At 41.4% G+C, this 25,093-nt stretch carries 23 protein-coding genes and 1 pseudogene; 10 read left to right on the top strand and 14 right to left on the bottom strand.

Annotated features, from left to right (window positions below; translation table 11 throughout):
* Positions 1 to 249: 249 nt before the first annotated feature.
* The 7 genes from C228_RS0109220 (at position 250) to C228_RS0109190 (ending at position 6,110) form a co-directional block, all read left to right on the top strand.
* A complete protein-coding gene (locus C228_RS0109220; protein WP_018652341.1) occupies positions 250 to 687 on the top strand; it encodes a DNA polymerase III subunit chi in 438 nt (145 codons plus the stop codon).
* 16 nt (positions 688 to 703) lie between these two features.
* A complete protein-coding gene (locus C228_RS0109215; protein WP_018652340.1) occupies positions 704 to 1,138 on the top strand; it encodes a GNAT family N-acetyltransferase in 435 nt (144 codons plus the stop codon).
* A gap of 24 nt (positions 1,139 to 1,162) precedes the next feature.
* Positions 1,163 to 1,627 carry a hypothetical protein gene (locus tag C228_RS0109210; RefSeq protein WP_018652339.1) on the top strand — a complete coding sequence of 155 codons (465 nt, stop codon included), beginning with the start codon at positions 1,163 to 1,165 and terminating at the stop codon, positions 1,625 to 1,627.
* 177 nt (positions 1,628 to 1,804) lie between these two features.
* Entirely contained in the window at positions 1,805 to 1,975 is a 171-nt protein-coding gene (locus C228_RS14485) for a hypothetical protein (RefSeq protein ID WP_018652338.1), read from the top strand.
* Complete coding sequence (locus C228_RS0109200; protein WP_018652337.1) at positions 1,965 to 2,561, top strand: ATPase; 597 nt, start codon at positions 1,965 to 1,967, stop codon at positions 2,559 to 2,561. Before C228_RS14485 ends, C228_RS0109200 begins: the two co-directional genes overlap by 11 nt.
* Before the next feature lie 193 nt (positions 2,562 to 2,754).
* Positions 2,755 to 3,231 (top strand): hypothetical protein, encoded by a 477-nt coding sequence (locus C228_RS0109195; RefSeq protein ID WP_018652336.1) that lies wholly within the window; start codon positions 2,755 to 2,757, stop codon positions 3,229 to 3,231.
* Between the two features lie 14 nt (positions 3,232 to 3,245).
* On the top strand, positions 3,246 to 6,110 hold the full coding sequence (locus C228_RS0109190; protein WP_018652335.1) for a valine--tRNA ligase: 2,865 nt from the start codon (positions 3,246 to 3,248) through the stop codon (positions 6,108 to 6,110).
* 138 nt (positions 6,111 to 6,248) lie between these two features.
* Here C228_RS0109190 and C228_RS0109185 read toward each other — a convergent pair whose 3' ends face one another.
* Both C228_RS0109185 and rne read right to left on the bottom strand, forming a co-directional pair.
* The gene (locus C228_RS0109185; protein WP_018652334.1) at positions 6,249 to 6,794 is read right to left on the bottom strand and encodes a histone H1 family protein; all 546 of its coding nucleotides are present in this window, start codon (positions 6,792 to 6,794) and stop codon (positions 6,249 to 6,251) included.
* Positions 6,795 to 6,959: 165 nt separating this feature from the next.
* Positions 6,960 to 10,022 (bottom strand): ribonuclease E, encoded by a 3,063-nt coding sequence (rne, locus tag C228_RS0109180; RefSeq protein ID WP_018652333.1) that lies wholly within the window; start codon positions 10,020 to 10,022, stop codon positions 6,960 to 6,962.
* A 470-nt stretch (positions 10,023 to 10,492) separates the two neighbouring features.
* On the opposite strand from rne, the gene C228_RS0109175 reads away from it, so the two are divergent.
* Positions 10,493 to 11,500 carry an RsiV family protein gene (locus tag C228_RS0109175; RefSeq protein WP_018652332.1) on the top strand — a complete coding sequence of 336 codons (1,008 nt, stop codon included), beginning with the start codon at positions 10,493 to 10,495 and terminating at the stop codon, positions 11,498 to 11,500.
* A gap of 70 nt (positions 11,501 to 11,570) precedes the next feature.
* On the opposite strand, the gene C228_RS0109170 is transcribed toward C228_RS0109175, so the two are convergent.
* The gene (locus C228_RS0109170) at positions 11,571 to 12,092 is read right to left on the bottom strand and encodes an isoprenylcysteine carboxyl methyltransferase family protein (protein WP_018652331.1); all 522 of its coding nucleotides are present in this window, start codon (positions 12,090 to 12,092) and stop codon (positions 11,571 to 11,573) included.
* Between the two features lie 149 nt (positions 12,093 to 12,241).
* Positions 12,242 to 13,705: a 4-hydroxy-3-polyprenylbenzoate decarboxylase gene (gene ubiD, locus C228_RS0109165; RefSeq protein ID WP_018652330.1), complete on the bottom strand. Its 1,464-nt coding sequence runs from the start codon at positions 13,703 to 13,705 to the stop codon at positions 12,242 to 12,244.
* Positions 13,706 to 13,838: 133 nt separating this feature from the next.
* On the opposite strand from ubiD, the gene znuA reads away from it, so the two are divergent.
* Positions 13,839 to 14,843: a zinc ABC transporter substrate-binding protein ZnuA gene (znuA, locus tag C228_RS0109160; protein WP_018652329.1), complete on the top strand. Its 1,005-nt coding sequence runs from the start codon at positions 13,839 to 13,841 to the stop codon at positions 14,841 to 14,843.
* A 75-nt stretch (positions 14,844 to 14,918) separates the two neighbouring features.
* On the opposite strand, the gene serA is transcribed toward znuA, so the two are convergent.
* From serA to tsaA, 9 genes are all read right to left on the bottom strand, one after another.
* Positions 14,919 to 16,148, bottom strand: coding sequence for a phosphoglycerate dehydrogenase (serA, locus tag C228_RS0109155; RefSeq protein ID WP_018652328.1), 1,230 nt, complete (start codon positions 16,146 to 16,148; stop codon positions 14,919 to 14,921).
* A 130-nt stretch (positions 16,149 to 16,278) separates the two neighbouring features.
* Positions 16,279 to 16,938 carry a ribose-5-phosphate isomerase RpiA gene (gene rpiA, locus C228_RS0109150; RefSeq protein ID WP_018652327.1) on the bottom strand — a complete coding sequence of 220 codons (660 nt, stop codon included), beginning with the start codon at positions 16,936 to 16,938 and terminating at the stop codon, positions 16,279 to 16,281.
* Between the two features lie 134 nt (positions 16,939 to 17,072).
* A complete protein-coding gene (glmM, locus tag C228_RS0109145) occupies positions 17,073 to 18,407 on the bottom strand; it encodes a phosphoglucosamine mutase (protein WP_018652326.1) in 1,335 nt (444 codons plus the stop codon).
* 101 nt (positions 18,408 to 18,508) lie between these two features.
* Positions 18,509 to 20,035, bottom strand: coding sequence for a threonine ammonia-lyase, biosynthetic (gene ilvA / locus C228_RS0109140; protein WP_018652325.1), 1,527 nt, complete (start codon positions 20,033 to 20,035; stop codon positions 18,509 to 18,511).
* A gap of 131 nt (positions 20,036 to 20,166) precedes the next feature.
* Positions 20,167 to 20,754, bottom strand: coding sequence for a peptidylprolyl isomerase (slyD, locus tag C228_RS0109135; RefSeq protein ID WP_018652324.1), 588 nt, complete (start codon positions 20,752 to 20,754; stop codon positions 20,167 to 20,169).
* A 144-nt stretch (positions 20,755 to 20,898) separates the two neighbouring features.
* Positions 20,899 to 21,039, bottom strand: coding sequence for a hypothetical protein (locus C228_RS14480; RefSeq protein ID WP_018652323.1), 141 nt, complete (start codon positions 21,037 to 21,039; stop codon positions 20,899 to 20,901).
* A 78-nt stretch (positions 21,040 to 21,117) separates the two neighbouring features.
* Positions 21,118 to 21,804, bottom strand: a complete 687-nt coding sequence (gene aqpZ, locus C228_RS0109125; protein ID WP_018652322.1) for an aquaporin Z — start codon at positions 21,802 to 21,804, stop codon at positions 21,118 to 21,120.
* A 142-nt stretch (positions 21,805 to 21,946) separates the two neighbouring features.
* Positions 21,947 to 22,657, bottom strand: coding sequence for an SIMPL domain-containing protein (locus tag C228_RS0109120; protein ID WP_018652321.1), 711 nt, complete (start codon positions 22,655 to 22,657; stop codon positions 21,947 to 21,949).
* A gap of 42 nt (positions 22,658 to 22,699) precedes the next feature.
* Positions 22,700 to 23,458 (bottom strand): tRNA (N6-threonylcarbamoyladenosine(37)-N6)-methyltransferase TrmO, encoded by a 759-nt coding sequence (gene tsaA, locus C228_RS0109115; protein WP_018652320.1) that lies wholly within the window; start codon positions 23,456 to 23,458, stop codon positions 22,700 to 22,702.
* A gap of 102 nt (positions 23,459 to 23,560) precedes the next feature.
* On the opposite strand from tsaA, the gene C228_RS0109110 reads away from it, so the two are divergent.
* The gene (locus tag C228_RS0109110; protein ID WP_026313265.1) at positions 23,561 to 24,469 is read left to right on the top strand and encodes a 1,4-dihydroxy-2-naphthoate polyprenyltransferase; all 909 of its coding nucleotides are present in this window, start codon (positions 23,561 to 23,563) and stop codon (positions 24,467 to 24,469) included.
* Positions 24,470 to 24,713: 244 nt separating this feature from the next.
* Here C228_RS0109110 and tnpA read toward each other — a convergent pair.
* Positions 24,714 to 25,093 (bottom strand): annotated as a pseudogene (gene tnpA, locus C228_RS13575) (IS200/IS605 family transposase); the annotation flags it as partial.

Genomic DNA, 25,093 nt, shown 5'->3' with positions numbered 1-25,093 from the left:
TATAAGGTGATTGAAATAGCCGGATCACTGAATTAGAACCTTAAGAGCAAGATTAGTTCAATAGGCAAAGCATTACAAATATGCGCTTAACACAAACCTCATTTTAGATAGATTTCACTAAATTCAAACAACAAGCGGTTAAATTTGCAAAAAATATTGCAAATTTAACCGCTTACATTTCAAATTTTCCGCATTTTCGGCTAGAATTAATCCCCTTTATATTCTTGATTATTTTATTAGGGCAGTTAGGTGAAACAAGTTAAATTTTATTTACTGAGCCAAGCGTCTTCTGAAGATCTCAGCGCTGCCGAAGCAATGGCTTGTGAATTAAGCGCTCAGGCTTGGAAACTCGGCAAACGAGTTCTGATCGCCTGCGAAACCGAACAACAAGCCCTAAAAATTGATGAAGCGTTATGGGCGAGAGATCCTGATTCTTTTGTACCGCATAATCTTTCTGGCGAAGTTACCCAATATGCCACACCGATAGAAATATCATGGCTCGGCAAACGTAATGCACAGCGTCGTGATTTGCTTATTTCGCTCCAAAAAAATCTACCGGACTTTATTAATAGCTTTAATCAAATTATTGATTTCGTACCGGCGGATGAAACGGAAAAAGCGCAAGCGCGCGAACGTTATAAACAATATCGCCAACTTGGCTGGCAACTTGAAACGGTACAAGCATAGAACGGTATAGACGAATATGAAGTGGCAAACCAAATCGTTCGAACAACTTTCCACCACGGAAGTATTTGAAATCTACAAATTACGCACTGCCGTTTTTGTGGTTGAACAAGATTGCCCCTATCAAGAAGTGGATGATAAAGATCTTATTGCTTATCACCATTTCGCAAAAAAACAACAGAATTTGACCGCTTATTGCCGTATCTTCCTGCAAGAAGATGGCGTACATATCGGTCGAGTGCTGGTTGCAATTGAGGCTCGAGGCTCAGGCTTAGCTCGTGAATTAATGCAAACGGCAATTGCTTACGCTGCACAAACTTGGCCGCAGCACACTATATATATCCAAGCACAATCTCACTTAGCACAGTTTTATCAATCCCTTGGCTTTAGTGCGATTTCCGATGTTTATTTGGAAGATAACATCCCGCATTTGGATATGGCGTTAACTCGTTAACAATTGTATGTATGGAAAACATTGATGATGGACAATCTTTATTACCTTATTCTCATCATTTTATTATTGAGTGCGGCATATTATGTATATCGCCAAATTGATAGGGAAATGATGTATTTTCGCTTTAGCTGTGAAAATATCTTTGACATAGATTATTACGAATATGTCAATAACTATAAATTCTTCAACTTTTTTAATGAACAACTTAGCAAACATCTAAGACTGTATGTACAAGACAACTTCCATGCGCTACGCATCCCTTATAAAGATTTACAACTCACCGCACAAGTTGAATTCGAAACAGTAACCATCACCTGCTATTTAGAAGCAAACCGTAACAAACACGATTATATCCAAGAACAAATTATTCGTACGGTTAACTTAGAAGATGAAATCCGAAAATTCCACGCATTCTACGAGAAAGCTCAAGATCCGGAATTCCAACACGTGTTTAAATTAAAAAAATGCCATCAAACACCAGCAAACTAAGAATACGCTAAAAATTAAGGTAATTCCGATGCCTAGCTAGGGCTGGAAGTTAGAAAAATACCGAGCAACAGCGTGGATCACTCAGCCAAAGGCTGATCCTAGCCACGTAAGGCTTACTGTATGTGGGATACAAGCGGTTAAATTTCCGTAAAAATCTACAAATTTTGGAGAAAGAAAATGACCAAAATTGAACAAATTAGAGAACAGCAACGCCAGCTACACCTTTTATTTAAAGCGTGGATGGACGACAAGAAAAAGCGTGAAGTGTTGACCTTTATGCGACCGAATGGGAATATCGTTGAGCATTATCCAGACGGTACGGAAAAAGTAATTAAATATGCAAAATAATTTAGCGATTTTCTATTGCGGTACAAACGGGGCGGGCAAAACCACTTTACGAGGGTTTAATAAAGATACGGTGCAAATTGTGATCGATTCCGATCATATCGCAATGCAAATTAACCCTGAAAATCCTCGTTTGGTAGATAGTATCGCAGGCAGAAAGGCGATTGAATTATTTAATTTTGCGATTAAACATCAAATTCCGTTTTCAATGGAATCGACCTTATCGGGCAATTCCATTTTACAGCGGATAAAAAAAGCCAAAGAAAACGGCTTTTTTCTTCGGTTAAATTATATCGGTGTTAATGATCCTGATATTAACGTAAAGCGAGTTCAAGCAAGAGTAAAAGCGGGTGGACATTTTATTGATGAGCAAACTATTCGTAACCGCTACGACATCAGTTTGCAAAATTTAACCAAAATCTTACCGCTTTGCGATGAAGTATTTATTTACGATAATTCAGGCGAACAACCAAATTTAGTTTTTCATATTAGTGAAAACGAATTAACGCAGTTTATTGATGAAGTGCCGAAGTGGTATAAGGAAGTCAAAATAGCCCAGGAAATCCCTAGCACGGCAAAGCCGTACTAGGTTATGCATAATTCTGCCCACTGGGGCTGAAAATTAGAAAAATAAGGAGCTACAGAGTAGCTCACTCAGCCGAAGGCTGATAGTAACCTCGTACGGCTTGCCGTGCGTGGATTACGAGCGGTTGGATTTCTGCAAAAATTTGCAATTCCAAATGCTAACGCTCGTCTCCTGATGAGTACTATCGGAGAATTATATGAATAAACCATCTCTTTTATCTTACTTTAATTCTGCAGCATTAATTTTTTTATTATGCTCTCACTTTGGTTTAATCGAACCTAAAAATTGGCTAGATAATTTCTCACAATCATCAGGAGTAAAGGTTATAACGCCAATACAAGAAGTTAAAAACACTTTAGAGTTATATAAAAAAGACTTGGAAAATTTGCAAAACAATACTTCTAAATATGCTTTAAAATCAGAGCTCACTAGTGTAACTAATAATTTACAATCAAAGTTAGATACAAATATATTAGATATCAAAAATTTAATTAAAGAAAATCAGCAGTCGATAAGAGCAATGCAGGGACAAACTAACATATCAAGGGAAATCAAGTATTGGCAAAATAAATACGACAATAATAGCTGTAACTCTAGTTATCAGGTTAATTCTAATTTGTGTATAGAGTTAAGAAACAGAATTAGTAATGTACAACAAAAACTATCATATTAAATAAGAGTAAAACAATGACCCAAAACCTCCAAATGGCAGATCGCTTTGAGGCGTCTGCGGTAGAACAAGCACTTTATAAACACTGGGAAGAACAGGGCTATTTTAAGCCGTCTGAGAATCCTGACGTGCCGAGTTACTGTATTGCGATTCCTCCGCCAAATGTGACGGGGAGTTTGCATATGGGGCACGCATTCCAGCAAACCTTGATGGATACGCTGATCCGTTTCAACCGTATGGAGGGCAATAATACCCTCTGGCAAGCGGGGACAGACCACGCAGGGATCGCAACCCAAATGGTGGTGGAGCGTAAAATTGCCACCGAAGAGGGCAAAACTCGCCACGATTATGGGCGCGAGGCGTTTATCAACAAAATCTGGGATTGGAAAGCCTATTCAGGCGGTACAATCAGCCAGCAAATGCGTCGTTTAGGGAACTCAATCGACTGGGATCGTGAGCGTTTTACAATGGACGAGGGCTTATCGAACGCAGTGAAAGAGGTATTCGTTCGCCTGCACGAAGAGGGCTTGATTTATCGTGGTAAACGCCTTGTAAACTGGGATCCAAAACTGCACACCGCTATTTCCGATCTGGAAGTGGAAAACAAAGAGAGCAAAGGCTCGCTTTGGCATTTCCGCTATCCGCTTGCCAATGGCGCGAAAACGGCAGACGGCAAAGATTATTTGGTGGTGGCGACCACGCGTCCTGAAACCGTGCTGGGCGATACGGCGGTGGCGGTTCACCCCGAAGATGAGCGTTATCAAGATTTGATTGGCAAAACCGTGATCCTACCGCTTGCCAACCGTGAAATCCCGATTGTGGCGGACGATTATGTCGATCGTAAATTTGGTACGGGCGTGGTAAAAATCACCCCAGCCCACGATTTCAACGACTATGAAGTCGGTAAACGCCATAGCCTACCAATGGTCAATGTGATGACCCTCAATGCCGATATTCGTGCTGAGGCGGAAGTAATCGGCACGGATGGCAAACCGCTCGCAACTTACGAGGCGAAAATTCCAGCCGATTATCAAGGCTTAGAGCGTTTCGTGGCACGCAAAAAAGTGATGGCAGATTTCGAGGCGTTGGGCTTATTAGACGAAATCAAACCGCACGATTTAAAAGTGCCTTACGGCGACCGTGGTGGCGTGCCGATTGAGCCAATGCTCACCGACCAATGGTATGTGAGCGTCAAACCGCTTGCCGAAGTGGCGGTGAAAGCGGTGGAAGACGGCGAAATCCAATTCGTGCCAAAACAGTATGAAAACCTCTATTTCTCTTGGATGAGAGATATTCAAGACTGGTGTATTTCTCGCCAACTCTGGTGGGGACACCGTATTCCAGCGTGGTATGACGAGGCGGGCAATGTGTATGTGGCTCGCTCGGAAGAAGAAGTACGTCAGAAGTATAATTTGGCGGAAAACCTACCGCTTGTACAAGACGAAGACGTGCTAGACACTTGGTTCTCATCGGGCTTGTGGACGTTCTCAACCCTCGGCTGGCCAGCGCAGACCAAAGAACTCAAAATGTTCCACCCAACGGACGTGCTCATCACGGGCTTTGACATCATTTTCTTCTGGGTCGCCCGAATGATTATGTTCACAATGCACTTCGTCAAAGACGAAAACGGCAAACCGCAAGTGCCGTTCAAAACCGTGTATGTCACGGGCTTGATCCGTGATGAACAGGGTCAAAAAATGTCGAAATCGAAAGGGAACGTGCTTGACCCAATCGATATGATTGACGGCATTAGCCTTGATGATCTGCTCGAAAAACGCACGGGCAATATGATGCAACCGCAACTCGCGGAAAAAATCGCCAAATCAACTGCTAAGCAGTTCCCAGAAGGGATTGCGGCTCACGGCACGGACGCCTTGCGTTTCACCTTGGCCGCCTTAGCGAGCAACGGCCGCGACATCAACTGGGATATGAAACGCTTAGAGGGCTACCGCAATTTCTGCAACAAGCTCTGGAATGCGAGCCGTTTTGTGCTTACCAACGAAAAATTGGATCTGAGCGAGGGCGAAGTCGAATTTTCATTAGCGGATCGTTGGATCGAAAGCCAATTCAACCGCACGGTGGAAACCTTCCGCACCGCACTTTCGCAATACCGTTTCGACTTAATGGCCAATGCGATCTATGAATTTACTTGGGATCAATTCTGCGACTGGTATTTAGAACTCACCAAACCGATCTTCTTCAAAGGCACGGATGCCCAACGCCGTGGGGCAAGTCGCACCTTGTTGAATGTGTTGGAGAAATTACTGCGTTTAATTCACCCAGTAATGCCGTTCATCACCGAAGAAATCTGGCAAAAAGTGAAAGGCTTTGTTGGCATTGAGGCGGATACCATTATGTTGCAAAAATTCCCGCAATTCGACCCGCTTGCGATTGATGAAGTGGCAGAAAATCAAATCAACTTCCTCAAAGAAGTGATTGTGGCGGTGCGTAACATTCGTGCCGAAAGCAACATCGCCCCAAGCAAAGGCTTGGATTTAGTGGCACGCAATTTCTCTGCGGAAGAAGTCGCGATTTTGAATGCGAACGAAGTCTTGCTCAAATCAATGGCGAAATTGGATAGCGTAAAAGTGCTTGAAAATGGCGAAAACGCACCGCTATCGGTGGCGAAATTGGTGGCAAATGGCGAGATCTTGATCCCAATGGCAGGCTTTATCAACAAAGAGGCAGAGCTAGCGCGCTTAACCAAAGAGATCGAAAAACTCAATGGCGAAGTGGCTCGCATTGAAAACAAACTCAGCAATGAAGCCTTTGTTGCCAAAGCCCCAGAGGCAGTGATCGCCAAAGAACGTGAAAAAATGCAAGAGTACCAAAGCGGACTCGCGAAATTGCAGCAGCAATATCAAGCGATTGAAAATCTTTAATCGAGATAAATAGTAGAAAAGCGGTCAAATTTGACCGCTTTTTTATCGGTATTCAGTAGCACTAGCTATCGATACCTAAAAGAAAAGCCCGCAATTTGCGGGCTTTTTTGCTTTGGTTTGGAGATACCTTAGCAAGAATTATTTAGCTTCAACTGCTTCTTTTACTTCAGTTGCTTTTTCTTTTACAGCTTTAGCTGCGGCTTCAACTTTAGTTGCCGCTGCATCTTTCATTGCAGCTGCTTTATCCGCTACTTCTTGTGTAGCATCTTGAGCTGCTGCTTTTGCTTCTTCTGCTTCCGCTACTGCTGCGCCTTTTACTTCAGCCACTTTACTTGCTGCTGCATCTTTCATTTCCGCTGCTTTATCCGATACTGCTTGTGCCGCTTCTTGAGTCACTGCTTTTGCTTCTTCAACTTTAGCTGCCGCCGCATCTTTCACTTCAACCGCTTTGTCTGCTACTGCTTGTACCGCTTCCTGAGTTGCTGATTTTACTTCTTCAGCTTTAGCAGATGCTACATCTTTCACTTCAGCCGCTTTATCTACTACTATTTGTGCAGCTTCTTGAGTTGCTACTTTCGCTTCTTCAACTTTTGCCGCTGCAACGTCTTTCGCTTGGTTTGCTTGATCACAAGCGCTTAATGTAAACGCTGCACCTAATACTAATGCTAAAAGAGATTTTTTCATTTGATTTTCCTTATGTAAAAAGAGAGTATGCGGCTTATTAAATCAAGCGCATTCGGAATTTTTAGACTGAGCTTATTCTCAGAAGTTGCAACTATAACAGCTTTATTGCACAAAAAAAAGCCAATCAACTAAATAATTGGCTTTTTGAAAACGATGAAATAACGGTTATTCCGCCTCTGCACCTGCAATACGTGGTGCTGAATGTACATGACTTACCGCACTAGAATGACCACCAAAACCTTTACCATGGAAGTAATATTTTGATTGCGTCCACTCCGTTATATTTGCTTCAGCAGGCATTTCTGCCTGTGCTGATGCCACCGTCATTGCCACTTTAGTATGTTGTACACGAGAGAATGTACCTAAATTACCAGAGAAACTATAGCTACTTTCATAGCTTGATACCGGAACCACAATCTCTTCCATGCTTACATTTTCAAGCGCCGGCGCAGACGTTGCTTGTGCTTGGTGTTTCTGTACACGCTCATTCTTCTCTTTTACTAAATCACGATCAGTATGTTGAGAAACAAAGCCACCGAGTGGTGCAACGTGTTTTGCCATTGCTTTTTCAACTAATTGAGCATCTTCTTTCGGCTCATCAGACACAATATGCTGTACACGTTCTTTATTTTCTTTCACTAAATCACGATCAGAGTGTTGAGTCACAAAGGCGCCAAAAGGTGCTGCAGAGTTAACGCTTTTCTCAACGGTTAGATCTGTTGGTGCAACTTCCAGTTCTCGTTGCTGCTCTAACATTTCATCTACAGATAAGAAGCGCGGTTTCTCTTCGGCTTTTGGTGCTACCCTAGTAGCTACTGATGCTTGATTGCTAAATTTCACCCAAATCTTACTGCTTGCCATTTCCGGAGAGGCAACCGCCGCTGCTAAAGGCATTGCCGCAACGACAGAATGTTCACGGCGATTATTTTCACGGCGACGCTGATTACCCACACGTAAATGGCGAGGTAAACGACGTTGACGATTACTTTCACGCTGTTCAACACGTTCTTCCGCAATCACTTTCTCTACGCTGTCTTGCACTGATGTTTTCACGCTTTCATCTAACGGTTTACTCTCCTCTATTGCTGGAATCACTTCTGGGCTTACTAAAGGATGAACTTTAGGTTCTACCGCCACTTTTTCAGAAGCCACTTTAGCAACACTTAGATTTGCTGCTTGGTTTGCTTCATTAGCATCGTTGCTGTCATTTGCTTCAACACGCACTTTCTTACGTAAGTCACGACGTTGACGACGTTCTGCTGCTTGGTTTTCACGTTGCAGACTCTGTGTTTGTTCCGTTTGTGATTCTTGAATACCTGCAACCTCTTCAATTACTTGACTGCGCGCTTTTTTCAATTCGACACGTTCTTGATTACGTTCCTGACGTTGCGCTTTCTGTTCGTCTTGCTGTTTACGTTCTTGGCGTTCTGCACGGCTTGGACGCTCACGACGGTTACGACGCTCACGTTGGTTACGAGCTTTCGGCTTCGGTTTTTCTTCAACTTTTTCTTCCGCTGCAAACAAGCTCTTCACTTTCGCAATTAAGCAGCTAAGTAGTGAAGGCTTTGCCGGTGCTGCCGGTATCGGTGCAGGTTGAAGATTTAACTCAGAACTTTGCAACACAGATTCTACGGTAATCACTGATTCATTACGTGCCACCAACGCTTCTTCCGGAACTGTATGTGTATTTGGTTGAGTATCTTCTTCACGAGCATGATAGTGCTTCGCTAAATCATAGCTAAGTGTTGTTAATACTTCGTTTTCGCGTAAACGATATACGCTGAAATGCGGTGTTTCCATACTCTCTGTCGGTACTACAACCACCTGTACATCATGGCGTTTTTCGATACTTGAGATCGCTTTCCGTTTTTCATTGAGTAAGTAAGACGCAATTTGCACCGGCACGATAGTATGAACTTGTGCAGTATTTTCTTTGATCGCCTCTTCTTCTAATAAACGTAAAATCGAAAGTGCGATAGATTCGTTATCACGCACTTTACCCGTACCTTGACAGCGGGGACATACGTGGCTTGATGCTTCACTTAGTGACGGACTTAAACGCTGACGGCTCATTTCTAATAAACCGAAACGTGAAATACGACTGAATTGAATACGCGCGCGGTCTTGGCGTGTCGCTTCACGGATACGGTTTTCCACTTCACGTTGGTGACGCACCGGAGTCATATCGATAAAGTCAATTACAATCAAACCACCTAAGTCACGTAAACGTAATTGACGTGCAATTTCATCCGCCGCTTCTAAGTTGGTATTTAGTGCGGTTTCTTCGATATCGCCACCACGAGTTGAACGTGATGAGTTAATATCAATCGCCGTTAATGCTTCAGTTACGTCAATAACGATTGAACCGCCGGACGGCAAACGCACTTCACGTTGGAATGCCGATTCGATTTGTGATTCGATTTGATAATGGCTGAATAACGGTACTTCACCTTCATATAAACGCACTCGATTGATGAAATCAGGACGCACTAAGCGAATGTGGTTTTTCGCTTTTTCGAAGATTTTTTTGTTATCAATTAAGATTTCGCCGATATCGCGACGGAGATAATCACGGATCGCACGAACAATCACGTCACTTTCTTGATGGATAAGGAATGGTGCTGGACGAGATTCCGCCGCTTTTTTGATCGCTTCCCAGTGATGTAACAGTACTTTTAAATCCCATTGAAGCTCTTCCGGTGATTTGCCTACACCGGCGGTACGCACTATTAAACCTACATCTTCCGGTACGTCTAAGCAGTCTAACGCTTCTTTTAATTCTAAGCGTTCATCACCTTCAATACGGCGAGAGATACCGCCTGCACGCGGATTATTTGGCATTAATACTAAATAGCTACCGGCAAGCGAGATAACAGTAGTCAGTGCTGCGCCTTTATTGCCGCGCTCTTCTTTACTTACTTGAACAATAACTTCTTGCCCTTCTTTGATGATATCTTTGATATTCGGGCGACCGCTGAATACGTAATCCGCAGGGAAGTATTCACGAGAGATTTCTTTTAAAGGAAGGAAACCGTGACGCTCTGCACCATAATCAACGAATGCAGCCTCAAGGCTTGGTTCAACACGGGTAATTTTCCCTTTGTAGATATTTGATTTTTTTTGTTCGTGTCCCGGGCTTTCGATATCTAAATCGAATAAACGTTGCCCGTCAACGAGTGCAACGCGCAACTCTTCTTTTTGAGTTGCATTGATTAACATTCTTTTCATTGTGTTTTCTCATTATTTGTTTTTTGTTTTTAATTGCCGTTACAATTAAACATACTTTATTAAGCATTAATACGCCGAATTAAATCCTTCTTATATTACGTGAAATACCTCTGTATTCTTATTGGATTTCGGGCAGTCTCCCGACTGTCAAAAAGTAGGTTTTAATTAAGTGGCTCAATTTGTGCTGATTTTGTCTTACGTTTCATTCTTCTTGTCTCGAATTAACCGCAGAATCAATCACTTAGCTTTTCGACTTGCAGCTTAGCAAGCAGTGCTTTTGCGTCATTTTTACTAAGATTGCCGTGCAATTTTTATGACAAGAAAAAGCGTATTATTATTGCATTTTAAGGGCTTAATAGGCAAGGCAAATATCGCTAGTTTGAGTAGCTCGTTTATTTAGAAAATATTGCAATTTGTTAAATTTTTGCTATTTTTGTATGGAATTTAATCTTATTTTAAAGGAGAATTTAATGAGAAAATCATTATTAGCAATAGTAGTTGTGATGAGCATGCTTGTTTCAGCTTGTGATGAACAAAATACCGATGCTGCCACTGCACAATTACAACAAGCCGAACAAAAAATTTCTCAATTAAATGAAAAACTTGCAAAATCTCAGCAAGAATTGACCACTTTACAGCAATCAATTGCGGGAAAAAACGATTCCTCATTAGCTATTTTTCCGGCGCTCAATGTTGAAATTTATCCATTTTTTTCTAAGGCGGAGCGCATAAAATTCAAACCGCAAGCTAATCAAGAACAAGCGATTCTTTCCGCAGAACAATATTATTTCATCAGTCTCGCCAAAACCAGCTTCGACTGGCTAGATAACTTATTGGCGAAACAGATTTTAATCAGCTATCAGCCTATTCCAGCGGATGCCGACAGTAAAATAGATCGTAATGCGATAACCGGCGATGAGTTAAATCAGTTGAAAACGGTATTAGAAAAAGATTATCAGGAAAGTTTAGAAACTTTAAAAGAAGGAATGACACTCGGCATTTCTCGCACTGCCGAAACCATTTATTTAGGACAACGCCATAATATCGTGACCTTTTTCCAAAACTATGACGAATATAGCGGCGGTGCGCATAATAATTACCACACTAAATACTTTAATGTCGATGTAAATAAAAAACGTATCATTTTACTGGATGACTTACTTTCACCGGCAAAACAAGTGGAGCTATCTGCGATTTTGTGGGACCATTACGAACAGCGTAACGAACCGGATGCAAACGGCAAATACAGCACCTTTACCCCGAAACAAGACTTTTACATTTCAGAAAATTTCTTATTTACTGATGACGGGGTGAAATTTATTTATCCGCCGTATGCGTTAGGCCCATTCGCTGAAGGTGAAATTAGCTTGACTGTTCCTTGGTACGAAATTAATCAGTTACTCAATCCGGAATATCAACGTAAACCGAAAGACGGCTACGATTTAGCTCCAGATCATATCCAAGCTGAAAATGAATAATTAACCCCATGCAAGCAAGCGGTTAAATTTGCAGAAAATTTTGCGAATTTAGCCGCTTGTTATTTGGTACTTATTTAACTTGCTCAAATAATGGCTTCATCACTTTTTCTTCTTGATAAATGCGAATACCTAACACAACGAGGTAAACAGGGAACAAATACATCAATGTGTTCCACGCATGACAAAGTAGTACCACGCCAATTAATTCCGGAATGATATTTAGGAAATAGTTAGGGTGTTTAATCGTTCTGAATAACGTTGAAGTGTTAATTTTATGATTTGGCAAAATATAGAGTTTTACCGTCCAAATTTCTTTTAATTCATTGATTACCCAAAAGAGCGCAATATAGGCAAAAAATAAGGTAATTGTGCCGATCGTGCTGAAATAATCCCAATGATGGGCAAAATAATTCGCTTCAAATAATGCCGAAAAATAGAACAGGACATGCACAATAGATAATAGTTTTGAATTTTTACTGCCGTGTTGTGTAGCACCTTTTTGGATAAGCGTTTTCTCATTTCTAATCGAAATACTCAAACTATACAAACGAACAATAAAAAAGCTAATAAAGGTAAGATTTACCAGTAACATAAGTTCTCCTTTCATAAATGGTAATAGAAAATAAAAATCAAACACGGCGAAAGCTGCTGAAATAAGCTGTCTTTATTTGGTAAATTTTTAAGGAAATTTAACCGCTTGTTCTTGTAATTTTCAGCGAACTTTTCACAGTCTTCTTAAAGTTATAGCCCCAATTGATCCCAAATTTCATCAACACGTTTAACGACATTCGGATCTTTTTTAATCGGTGTCCCCCATTCACGGCTGGTTTCACCCGGCCATTTATTGGTTGCATCAATCCCCATTTTGGAGCCTAAGCCCGCAATCGGCGAAGCGAAATCCAGATAATCAATCGGCGTATGATCAATCAAGGTGGTATCTCGGCTTGGGTCACAACGTGTGGTAATCGCCCAAATTACGTCTTTCCAATCTCTTGCGTTTACATCGTCATCACAGACAATCACAAATTTGGTGTACATAAATTGACGGAGGAACGACCACACGCCCATCATCACCCGTTTTGCATGCCCGGCGTATTGTTTTTTAATCGTCACCACTGCAAGGCGATAAGAACATCCTTCCGGCGGTAGATAGAAGTCCACGATTTCCGGAAATTGCTTTTGCAAAATCGGAATAAATACTTCGTTTAACGCTTCGCCGAGAACTGCTGGTTCATCCGGCGGACGACCGGTGTAAGTCGAGTGATAAATCGCATCACGACGCATGGTGATATGCGTAACAGTAAATACCGGAAAATACTCTTGTTCATTGTAATAGCCGGTATGATCGCCGTACGGGCCTTCCAATGCCGTTTCATTCGGGTCAATATAACCCTCCAACACAATTTCCGCACTTGCCGGCACTTCTAAATCATTACTAATTGACTTAGTTACCTCGGTTTTCTGACCACGTAATAAACCGGCGAACGCATATTCCGATAAGGTATCGGGAATCGGTGTGACCGCTGCTAAAATAGTTGCCGGATCAGCGCCAATAGCCACCGAAACCGGAAACGGTTTATCCGGATTAGCTTCCTTCCATTCGTGAAAATCCAACGCACCGCCACGATGCGATAACCAACGCATAATCAGCTTGTTTTTGCCGATCAGCTGTTGGCGATAAATCCCAAGATTTTGGCGTTTTTTATAAGGCCCTTGGGTAATAGTTAATCCCCAAGTAACGAGCGGCGCAACATCACCTTCGTGGCAGTGCATAATAGGTAATTTATACAGATCAACCTCATCACCGCTCAATACCACTTGTTGACAATCCGCTTTACCCAATACCTTACTTGGCATATTCAACACTTGTTTCCACTGCGGTAATTGTCCGATCAGCTCTTTAAAACCTTTCGGTGGCTCTGGTTCTTTAAAAAACGCTAATAATTTGCCGAGTTCTCGCAAAGCTTGCGTATCTTCTTGCCTCATACCTAACGCAACACGTTTCGGTGTACCGAACAAATTACACAGTACCGGCATTTGGTAGCCTTTCGGGTTTTCAAATAAAATCGCCGGCCCGCCCTTACGCAACGTGCGGTCGGAAATTTCCGCGATTTCAAGATAAGGATCGATTTCCTGCTTAACTCGCACTAATTCGCCTTGGCTTTCCAATAGTGCTAAAAATTCACGTAAGTCTTTATATTTCATATTGGTAAAAAATCAGAAAAATTCTGACCGCTAGTATATAGAAAACAATCAATAAAAAATACCCATAAAAAAATTATGAAATTATGTAAAAGTTTGATAGAATCGCCAGACCCTAACCCCAAAGGAGAATCCTATGTTTAAGAAAACCGTATTAGCATTATCTCTATTAGGCACTGCCGCAGTAGCAAATGCCGATGTGCTTACTACTGTAAAACCGTTAGGTTTTATCGCAAGTGCAATTACCGAAGGCGTTACAGAGAGCAAGGTGTTATTGCCTGTGACCGCATCTCCGCACGATTACAGTTTAAAACCGTCTGATGTAGAGCAGTTAAAATCTGCGCAACTTGTGGTTTGGGTGGGTGAAGATTTAGAAACGTTTTTAGAAAAAAGTATTGATAAATTACCGAAAGAGAAAGTGCTTAGTTTAGATGATGTGCCGACAATTAAAGCGATTGTCGATGCTACTGAAAAACATGATGATCATGATGACGATGAAAAGTATGAACATAATCACGACCATAAACATGAACACGGTCATAAATACGAACACCACGATCACAAACATGAGCATCATGAACACGCTCATGAAGGTCATAATCACCATGATCACAAAGGTCACAGCCATGATAAAGACTGGCACATTTGGTTCTCGCCTGAAGCAAGCCTTGCTGCGGCAGAACAGATCGCAGAACGCCTAAGCGCACAATTACCACAACACAAAGCGAAAATTGCAGAAAATCTTGCAACATTTAAAGCAAATTTAACCGCTAAGAGTGAACAGATTCGTCAACAATTAGCTGCGGTGAAAGGTAAAGGTTACTATACTTTCCACGATGCCTATGGTTATTTTGAACGTGCTTACGGTTTAAACTCATTAGGCTCATTTACGATTAACCCAAGTGTAGCACCGGGTGCGAAAACGTTAAGCGTAATTAAGAAAAATATTGCTGAACACAAAGCGCAATGTTTATTTGCCGAGCCTCAATTTACGCCAAAAGTAATTGAAAGCCTCAGCAAAGGTACACAAGTTAAAGTCGGGCAATTAGATCCGCTTGGCGCAAAAATCGAATTAAGCCAAATGGCTTACCCGCAATTCTTACAAGCGATTGCTGATGAATTCAGTCAATGTTTGAAGTAATCAAAAGATAAAAAATAAGCGGTGGGATTTGCAAAATTTTCTGCAAATTCCACCGCTTGTCATTTGATATAAATGTTATGAAATCACTCGAGCCTTAATTGTGCCGTCAATTTGCTGTAAGCGTTCAAGCGCTTTGCTCGCATCGTCTAATTCCACATCAATTACTACATAACCGATATTCGGATCGGTTTGTAGATACTGACCGGCAATATTCACGTTGCCATCTACGAATACTTGGTTGATCTTATTCAAAATACCCGGACGGTTTTCGTGAATATGTAACAAGCGTTTCGCATCATTATGCAGAATCGGTAACGATACTTCAGGGAAGTTAACCGCTGAAAGGGTGGAGCCGTTATCCGCATATTTAACGAATTTGTTTGCTACTTCGGTGCCGATATTCGCCTGTGCTTCTGCGGTTGAACCGCCAATATGCGGAGTCAAAATCACATTATCGAATTGGCATAGCGGTGATTCAAACGGATCATTAACTGAAGCCGGCTCTACTGGGAATACGTCAATCGCTGCCCCACGTAACGTACCTTGCGCTAAACGTGCTGCTAAAGCGTCAATATCAACCACCGTACCACGCGCCGCATTGATCAACACCGAATCTTCTTTTAATTGCGCAATACGAGCCGCATTCATTAAATTTTTGGTTGAAGCATTTTCCGGTACATGTAATGAAACCGCATCGCAGCTGGCAAGCAGTTCATCTAAGTTTGTAATTTGTTGTGCGTTACCTAATGGCAGTTTATTTTCAATATCATAGAAATACACTTGCATACCGATAGATTCCGCCATCACGCTTAATTGCGAACCGATATGACCGTAACCTACAATCCCTAATTTTTTACCACGCACTTCATTTGAACCGGCTGCCGATTTATTCCATACGCCACGATGTACCTCCGCATTCGCTTTTGGCACTTGGCGCATTAAGAGAATAATTTCGGCTAATACTAATTCCGCCACCGAACGAGTATTTGAGAACGGTGCATTAAATACCGGAATACCTAAGCGCTTCGCTTCATTTAAATCGACTTGGTTGGTACCGATACAGAAACAACCGATTGAAACAAGGTTCTTAGCGTGTGCTAAGATTTCTTTAGTTAAATAAGTGCGAGAACGTAAACCGACAAAATGCGCATCTTTAATGGCATTAATTAAGTCATCACCGTCTAACGCTTTTTTATGATATTCAATATTGGTATAACCGGCCGCCTGTAATACGTCTAACGCATTTTGATGTACGCCTTCAAGTAAGAGAAATTTAATTTTTGATTTGTCAATTTGAACTGTCATACTAGATTCCTGTTGTGTTTGCTTTTTATTGTTTTACCATTTTATAAAACGAAACACACGAAAAATTTTCGAATTTGATAGAAGTTATCATCATAACAAATCAAGAAAATAGTTCGTGTGTTTTACGAATTTACTCAATAATTTTCGCACCTTCAGGAGTACCGACAATGGTTACGTTTGCATAGCGCTGTGCAAAAATTCCGTTTGTCACGACACCAGCAATATTATTGATGGTATGTTCCATTTTGAGCGGTTCAAGGATATGGAAATTATGTACGTCTAAAATGACATTGCCGTTGTCGGTCACTACGCCTTCACGGTATTCTGGTGAACCGCCTAACGCTACTAATTGGCGAGCGACATAAGAACGTGCCATTGGGATCACTTCTACCGGTAACGGGAAAGTTGAGCCTAATACGTTCACTTGTTTTGAGCTATCCACGATACAAACAAATTTTTTCGCCAGCGAGCTAACGATTTTCTCACGGGTTAAGGCTGCACCGCCGCCTTTAATCATTGCACCTTGAGGAGTAATTTCATCCGCGCCGTCAATATACACGTCTAATTCCGCCACTTCATTGGCGTTAAAAACTTCAATACCGATCGCACGTAATCGCTCTTCAGAAGCTTTTGAGGCAGCTACTGCACCTTTAATTTGATCTTTCATTGAGGCTAACGCATCAATAAAACAGTTTACGGTAGAACCGCTACCGACACCCACGATAGTATCCGGCTTTACAAATTGAAGTGCGGCTTGCGCGGCAATTTTTTTCATTTCTTGTTGGGTCATAATTAATCCTTTTTTATATTAGTTTTATTTTAAAATGAACACTTGAAATATTATCAGTAACAAACCGATTTACCATAAATAAAAGCGGTCGAATTTCCGCAAATTTTTGCAAAAATTCGACCGCTTGTCATTAGTTAGTTATTTTTAACCGCTTCAACGATTTCTTCCGCACAGCTTTGTGCTAATACACCGTCTTCGCATTCCACCATAACACGAATTAATGGCTCTGTACCAGACTTACGCAGAAGAATACGTCCTTTGCCTGCTAGACGTTTTTCTACTTCTGCCGCAACCGCTTTTACCGCATCGCTTTCTAACGGATTTTTGCCGCCTTCAAAACGAACGTTAAGTAACACTTGCGGGAATAATGGTACTGCGCGCGCAAGATCATTTAAGCTCATTTTATGCGCTTCCATCGCTGCAAGCACTTCAAGAGAAGCGATGATACCATCACCGGTGGTGTTTTTATCTAACACGATAATGTGACCTGAGTTTTCGCCACCTAATTTCCAGCCTTTTTCTTTTAATTGTTCTAATACGTAACGGTCGCCAACATTCGCACGGGTAAATGGAATCGCTAAGTGTTTTAATGCCACTTCTAAGCCCATATTACTCATTAACGTACCGACTACGCCACCGTGCAATTTGCCTGAACGTAATGCTTCACGGGCAATAATAAATAGGATTTGGTCGCCATCTACTTTATTACCTAAATGGTCAACCATCATGATGCGGTCGCCATCACCGTCATAAGCAAGACCAACGTCCGCACCTGATTCAACGACAACTTTTTGTAATGCGGTAATATCAGTTGCACCACATTTTTCATTGATATTTAAACCATCCGGTTTAGTACCGATTTCAATTACTTCCGCACCCAGTTCACGCATTACGTTAGGTGCGATGTGGTAAGTTGCACCGTGCGCACAGTCCACTACAATTTTATAGCCTTTCAAGCTTGCATTTGCCGGGAAGGTTCCTTTACAGAATTCGATATAACGACCCGCCGCATCATTGATTCGCGCTGCACGACCTAATTGTGCCGATTCAACACAATCCATCGGTTGATCTAACAGTGCCTCAATCGCTTCTTCTACTTCATCCGGTAATTTTTCACCGACATTCGAGAAAAACTTAATACCGTTATCGTAATATGGGTTATGCGATGCCGAAATCACAATACCCGCTTCGGCACGGAAAGTACGAGTAAGATAAGCAATCGCCGGTGTTGGCATTGGACCCACAAATGCAGCCGAAAGACCTGCCGCTGCAAGACCTGCTTCTAGTGCTGACTCCAACATATAACCGGAAATACGCGTATCTTTACCGATTAAAACTTTTTTTGTACCTTGTGTTGCAAGAATTTTACCTGCTGCCCAGCCTAGTTTTAATGCAAAATCCGGAGTGATAGGGAATTGACCTACTTTGCCACGTACACCGTCCGTACCAAAATATTTACGTTCTGCCATATTTAAATCCTCGAAAGAGAGTAGAAAAAGTTAATAAGAAAAAAGCCAAAAATTGCATGGGCTTTGACAACAGATTAATCAAATAATTCGCATCCCACCGTTTATTTTAAAAAATAACGATATGCGGGACTATCTGTCACATTTTGATAACGGTATCCAAGCTGTTCTAAATGTTGTTTAAATTTGGCTTCGTCTTCACTATTTAATGCAAAAGCAGCCAAAATATCACCGTAATCCGCCCCGTGCGCACGGTAATGGAATAAGGAAATATCCCAATCGGTTAAGGTTTGCAAGAATTTTAATAATGCACCTTTTTGCTCCGGAAATTCGAAGCTATAAAGTTGCTCATTTTCAACAGTAGTAGGACGTCCCCCAACCATATAACGAATATGCGTTTTCGCAATATCATCATCTGAAAGGTCAGTGACATCATAACCGTTTTGTTGTAAATCCCGAATAATCTCAGCCTTTTCTGTGCTGCCGGTAATACGTACACCGACAAAAATGCAAGCTTGATGATCATCTGCATGGCGGTAATTAAATTCGGTAACCGCTTGATTACCTAAAATTTCACAGAATTTTAAGAAGCTGCCTTTTTGCTCAGGAATGGTTACCGCTAATAAGGCTTCATGTTTCTCACCAATTTCACAGCGTTCCGAAACATAACGTAATGTATGGAAATTCAAATTCGCACCGGAAAGCACGCAAGCTAAGTTTTTACCTTCAAGCTGATGCTCTTTAACATATTTTTTTAAGCCGGCTAATGAAGTCGCACCGGAAGGTTCTGCAACCGCGCGTACATTTTCAAAAATATCCTTCATTGCCGCACAAATTTGATCATTATCGACTAACACCACTTCATCAATATACTGCTGACATAAGCGGAAAGTTTCATCGCCGATACGTCTTACCGCAATCCCATCTGCAAATAATCCGACACGTTCCAAGTTATCCGGTTGGCCGACTTTCAACGCATGTTGCAAACAAGCTGAATCTTTGGATTCAACACCAATCACTTTCACATTCGGTAAGACCTGTTTAATCAACACTGCAATACCTGCCGCTAAACCGCCACCGCCGACCGGTACAAACACATAATCTAAATCGGAACGTTGCTGTACTAATTCCATACCGATTGTACCTTGTCCAGCAATCACCATCGGGTGATCAAAAGGCGGTACAAAAGTCATACCGAGTTCTTCGGAAAGTTCTAATGCTTTCGCTTTCGCTTCATCAAAGTTAGCACCGAACAATAATGCTTCGCCACCGAATCCTCTTACCGCATCCACTTTAATTGCTGGTGTATTCTGCGGCATCACGATAAGCGCACGAAGCCCTAAATGTTTTGCTGAAAGCGCAACACCTTGAGCATGATTGCCCGCTGAAGCGGTAATTACACCTGCCGCTTTTTGGCTGGCTGAAAGATTTGAGATCATCGCAAAAGCGCCGCGCAGTTTGAAACTGTGTACCGGTTGGCGATCTTCACGTTTGATGAGAATTTGGTTGCCTAAACGCTCGGAAAGTTTTTCCATTTTCTGGAGTGGCGTCACTTGTGCAAGGTCGTAGATATTGGAACTTAAGATAGCACGGAGATAATCGGTGCCGGATTGAATTGTTGGATTGCTCATAACACTGCTCTGTATTTTTTATATTTTTATACTTTAACTATCGGCGTATTGAGAGGTACGTCAGGTTGATTTGAAAAAACTAAAAAGGCACAAGCGATAACCGCTTGCGCCAATAATGATATCAATCGAAATTAGTGGTGACCGCCGCAGCCACAACTGCCGTGACCGTGGTGATGGTCGTGCTCATGGTCATGACCGCCACATCCGCAGCCGCCTTCTTCACCATGACCGCCACAGCAACCGCCGTGTTCGTGACCAGAATGGATATGACCGTGCGCGATTTCTTCTAATGTTGCTTCACGTGTTGCAACCACTTCAACAGAGAATAATAACTCTTGACCTGCTAACATATGGTTACCATCAACCACAACTTCATCACCGTCAACTTCGGTAATTACTACCGGTAACGGACCTAAATCCGTATCTGCGATAAAACGCATACCGACTTCTAATTCATCAACACCCATGAATACGTCTTTTGGTACGCGTTGAACCATATTTTCGTTGTATTCGCCGTAACCTTCTTCTGGTTTAACGCGAACTTCAAAAACATCACCTACCGCTTTGCCTTCAAGCGCTTTTTCTAAACCTTCAACAAGGTTGTTATGACCGTGTAAATATTCTAACGGCTGGTTTATCGGTGCTTCATCAACTAATACACCATCTTGCGTACGAACTTGATAAGCAATGCTTGGAACAACATTTTTTGCGATTTTCATTAAAGATTCCTTTTTATATATTTAGGTAAAAATACGATTCATTGTAGCGGTTTATCACAGATTTGCAAAGGTTTGCCAAAATATAGAAATAAAATGACCGCTTCGTTAAAACAAGCGGTCTGATTTTGCACGAAATTTGCAAATTTAATCGGTAATATCCGGTGTAACCGTATCAACCACATCAACAGCAGTACCGACAACGCCACTTACTACCGAAGTAACCAAACAGCCACTTAATACACTACAACCTACAGTAAGCACCAAAATTTTAAATAACGATTTCATATTTATTCTATATATCTTATATACAAAATGCAGCGCTACCGAAATAGCGCTGCATTTATCATTATACGATACTAAAGTTTATTTTTCTTCAGCAATAAAGCGGTATACTAATGCACCGATAATTGCCCCTAAAATTGGTGCAACCCAGAATAACCATAGTTGTTCAATCGCCCAAGAACCTTGGAATAACGCAACACCGGTTGAACGAGCCGGGTTTACCGAAGTATTGGTTACAGGAATTGAAATTAAGTGAATTAATGTTAAACCTAAACCAATCGCAATCGGTGCAAAACCAGCCGGCGCACGTTTGTCTGTTGCACCCATAATGATGATTAAGAAGAATGCGGTTAACACCACTTCAATTACAAGTGCCGCCATCATTGAATAACCGTGCGGAGAGTGTTCTGCAAAACCGTTACTTGCAAAACCAGCCGTCACATCAAAGCCTGCTGCGCCAGAAGCAATCGTATATAACACCGCTGCTGCTGCAATCGCACCGCCAACTTGTGCAACAATATAAGGCACTAAGTCTTTTGCATTAAAACGGCCGCCAACTAATAAACCAATAGAAACTGCCGGGTTAAAGTGACCACCTGAAATATGACCTACTGCATAAGCCATGGTTAATACGGTTAAACCAAATGCAAGTGATACCCCCGCATAACCAATACCTAACTCAGGAATACCCGCTGCTAACACCGCACTACCGCAGCCGCCAAATACTAACCAAAATGTACCGAAAAACTCGGCGAAATATTTTTTCATTATATTTTCCTTAAAAATGAAATTAAATGACACAGATGTGTCTATACTTTCCAATGCTATCCATTTAAGTTAAATTGAATAGCCATTCTAAAAAACGTCTAATGCTAATAACATTACACATTTTCTTAGAAAAAGATAAATTTTACTCAAATGTCACCGTACCGGATGCTCTTGCTGAAATCGTTTCACTGCCTGCTTCAAGAGGCAAACTGCTTTCCTGTGCAGCGTAACTGCTTTTTGCTATCGCCATCATCGGACGTTGATGCATACCTTCACCATTAGGCGTTTCTAATTGTACTTGGCTTAAGGTATAACGTTTCGCATTTAAGCCTTTCTGTACCACTTCCGCCTTATGCTGAAATTGTTTGATAATATCTAAGGTCATTTCATCTTCCAGCGCCGCCATTTTTTCCGGCGAAACACTAAATGAAATATGACTAATCGCTACTTCATCGCCTAAATTGTCCAGAACTTTCGCCATCGCTGCAAAATCTTTGGATTCAAACAGAACTCGACCTTCTACCACCCAGCCATCTACTTTATTTTTATGACTATAATTAGGGTAACTGCTCACACCTTCTGTCTGAATTTTAATCCCCATATAAGGCTTAGCATCCGCAATCACTTTATTCAGATTTGTTGATACTGTTGATTTGAGTTCTGATAATGGCTTGCCTACTTTCTGGCTATAAACCGTTGCTCGCATTAAGTCTTTCTCTACCGTACGACTCACTTCCGTAGAAAAAGAAAATTGAGTTGGCATATTGTTTGTCGTCATCGCTTTTTCCTCAGCATTACTGCCCATGCTAGTGAAAGCAAGCGGTAAAATTGCAAGAATTTTTTGTAATTTCATTCTGTCTCCTCAATGATTATGAGTTCAACCCAAAGTGCTAGCTTAGAGGTTCGTTTTCTCGTTAAGTTCATTTTCAATGCTCAGAACGATAGCTTTATTGGCGTTTTGCATACAGATTTGCCAACGAATATTATAGCCGGCAAGGTTCATGCCATAAATCCGCTCAGTGATTTTGCCTTGCTGATAAGCCGGACGAGGGTCTTGCTCAATCACATTACGAATAAAATCAAGTGGCTGTGTAATACCGAAATTTGCAAAATTTTGGCAAAATTTGACCGCTTGTAATGCTTGTTCCGAGAACTCAACCACCAATTTAGCTTGCGGTTTATCTTGCGCAAAACCGGAATGCGCATCAGGTTCGCTGTCGGCATACGCAATATAAGGTTTGATATCTAGAATCGGCGTGCCGTTAACCAAATCCACACTGCCAAGTTTTAATAACACTTCTCCATTATTTATCTCAATGCCTTCTAACGCTACTTTAGATAAACCAATTGGATTTGGACGATGTGTCGCTCGGCTGGCAAATACTCCAACTCGTTCATTCCCACCTAAACGAGGTGGGCGTACCGTTGCATGCCATTCTCGCTCAGGGATTTGATGAAATTGGAAAATCAGCCACAAATGACTAAATTGCTCAATACCTCGCATCGCATCAGGCGAATTATAAGGCGGCAACAGTTTCAGTATACCTTTGCCTTCTCGAACCAAATTCGACTGGCGTGGCACTGAAAACTTTTCATCATAAGGGCTATGGATAATTCCAATTGGATTTAGTATTAAAGGTTGTAAAGTCGTCATAAAATTAAAATTGTACTTTTTCTGTTAAAAATCAAAATCTGCATAGGTATTTTGTATTAATATAAACCATTTTAGTTCTTACTATCTTATTTAAATCTATTTATGAATCAGCATTCAACTTTTTCCATTTGGCTTAGTACCGCTCGCCCAAGAACATTGCCTTTGGCGCTCGCATCCATCATCGTAGGATCGGCACTTGCATACTGGGTAGAGCATTTTGATGTAATCACTACGTTACTTGCTTTTATTACCACCATTTTATTACAAGTCTTGTCTAATTTTGCCAACGACTATGGCGATCATGTTAAGGGATCCGATACTAAAGAACGTATTGGTCCATTACGTGCCATTCAGCACGGCGCAATCACCGGAGGGCAATTAAAAAATGCAGTGATTCTGCTGAGTCTTTTATCATTTATTGCCGGTGTTAGCTTGACGGTCCATGCTTATCAATCCATCCAAGACTTAGTAGTCTTTATCAGCTTGGGGGTAATTTCGATTGTAGCGGCGATCACCTACACGGTCGGCAAAAAAGCCTATGGCTATTTAGGACTGGGAGATTTATTCGTACTGATTTTCTTTGGATTTGTGGCGGTAATCGGTACATTCTACTTACAAGCGCATAGTATTCCAGCGATGATTTTTATCCCAGCTTTCGGCTGCGGTCTGTTATCAGTAGCAGTTTTAAATATCAATAACTTACGTGATATCAACCAAGACAAACAATCGGGTAAAAATACCTTAATTGTCCGTATCGGTAGCCAAAATGGGCGAATTTATCATGTTACGCTATTAGTACTAGCGGTCGTTTCTTATCTAATTTTTGCAATCAGTGAATTTCAGCATTGGTATAGCTTCCTCTTCCTGCTTGCCGTACCATTACTTGCAAAACACGGCTTATTTGTTTATCGCCATAAAGACCCGATTGAACTACGTCCCATTTTAGGACAAATGGCTGGGCTTGCATTGATCACTAACTTACTGTTTAGCTTAGGTATTTTCTTAGGATAATTATCCATATATCATTCAGCACATTCTTTTTAAAAGTCAGAGTCATCAGCTCTGCTTTTTTATTTTCGGAAACTCCATCCCTACTTACCTATCCCGAATTAATTTAGATAGTCATTAAGCTCAACCAGCTAATAACAATCCGCCCGTAAAACGGGCGGTTTTTAGGCTACCCTATAAGGACCTAGGACTTCACAGCCCCTCAAGGGGCATGTGAAAGACTGACAGCTGCAAATAACACCATGGCTTACCCCTTAAAGGGGTCTATATATTCTTTCTTCGATAGACTATCTGAAATCATATCTTCCTTTTCTTGATTCCTAATATATTCCTCAACTACTTTTGTATTAAGCCTACCATACTCACATAATATCCCTTTGCCCAAAAATTTCGGTTTCCATACTTCTACTTCAGATTCGCATGCTTTTCGAATATTATCAGCGAAGATTTTCCTTTCAAATATCCCATAAAACTTGATATTGCCAGTTTCGGGGGAATCTTTACGAGCATATGAATATGGTTCTTCATTGCATGTGCTTTGATAATTTCCACATTTTTATAGTGACATAATTGCTTTAATATCCTTCTATATCCACTCGCAATTTACCATAAATCACTTTTCTTCTA

This window comes from Actinobacillus capsulatus DSM 19761, assembly GCF_000374285.1.
Taxonomy (GTDB): domain Bacteria; phylum Pseudomonadota; class Gammaproteobacteria; order Enterobacterales; family Pasteurellaceae; genus Actinobacillus; species Actinobacillus capsulatus.
This window is presented reverse-complemented; position numbering and strand designations above follow the sequence as displayed.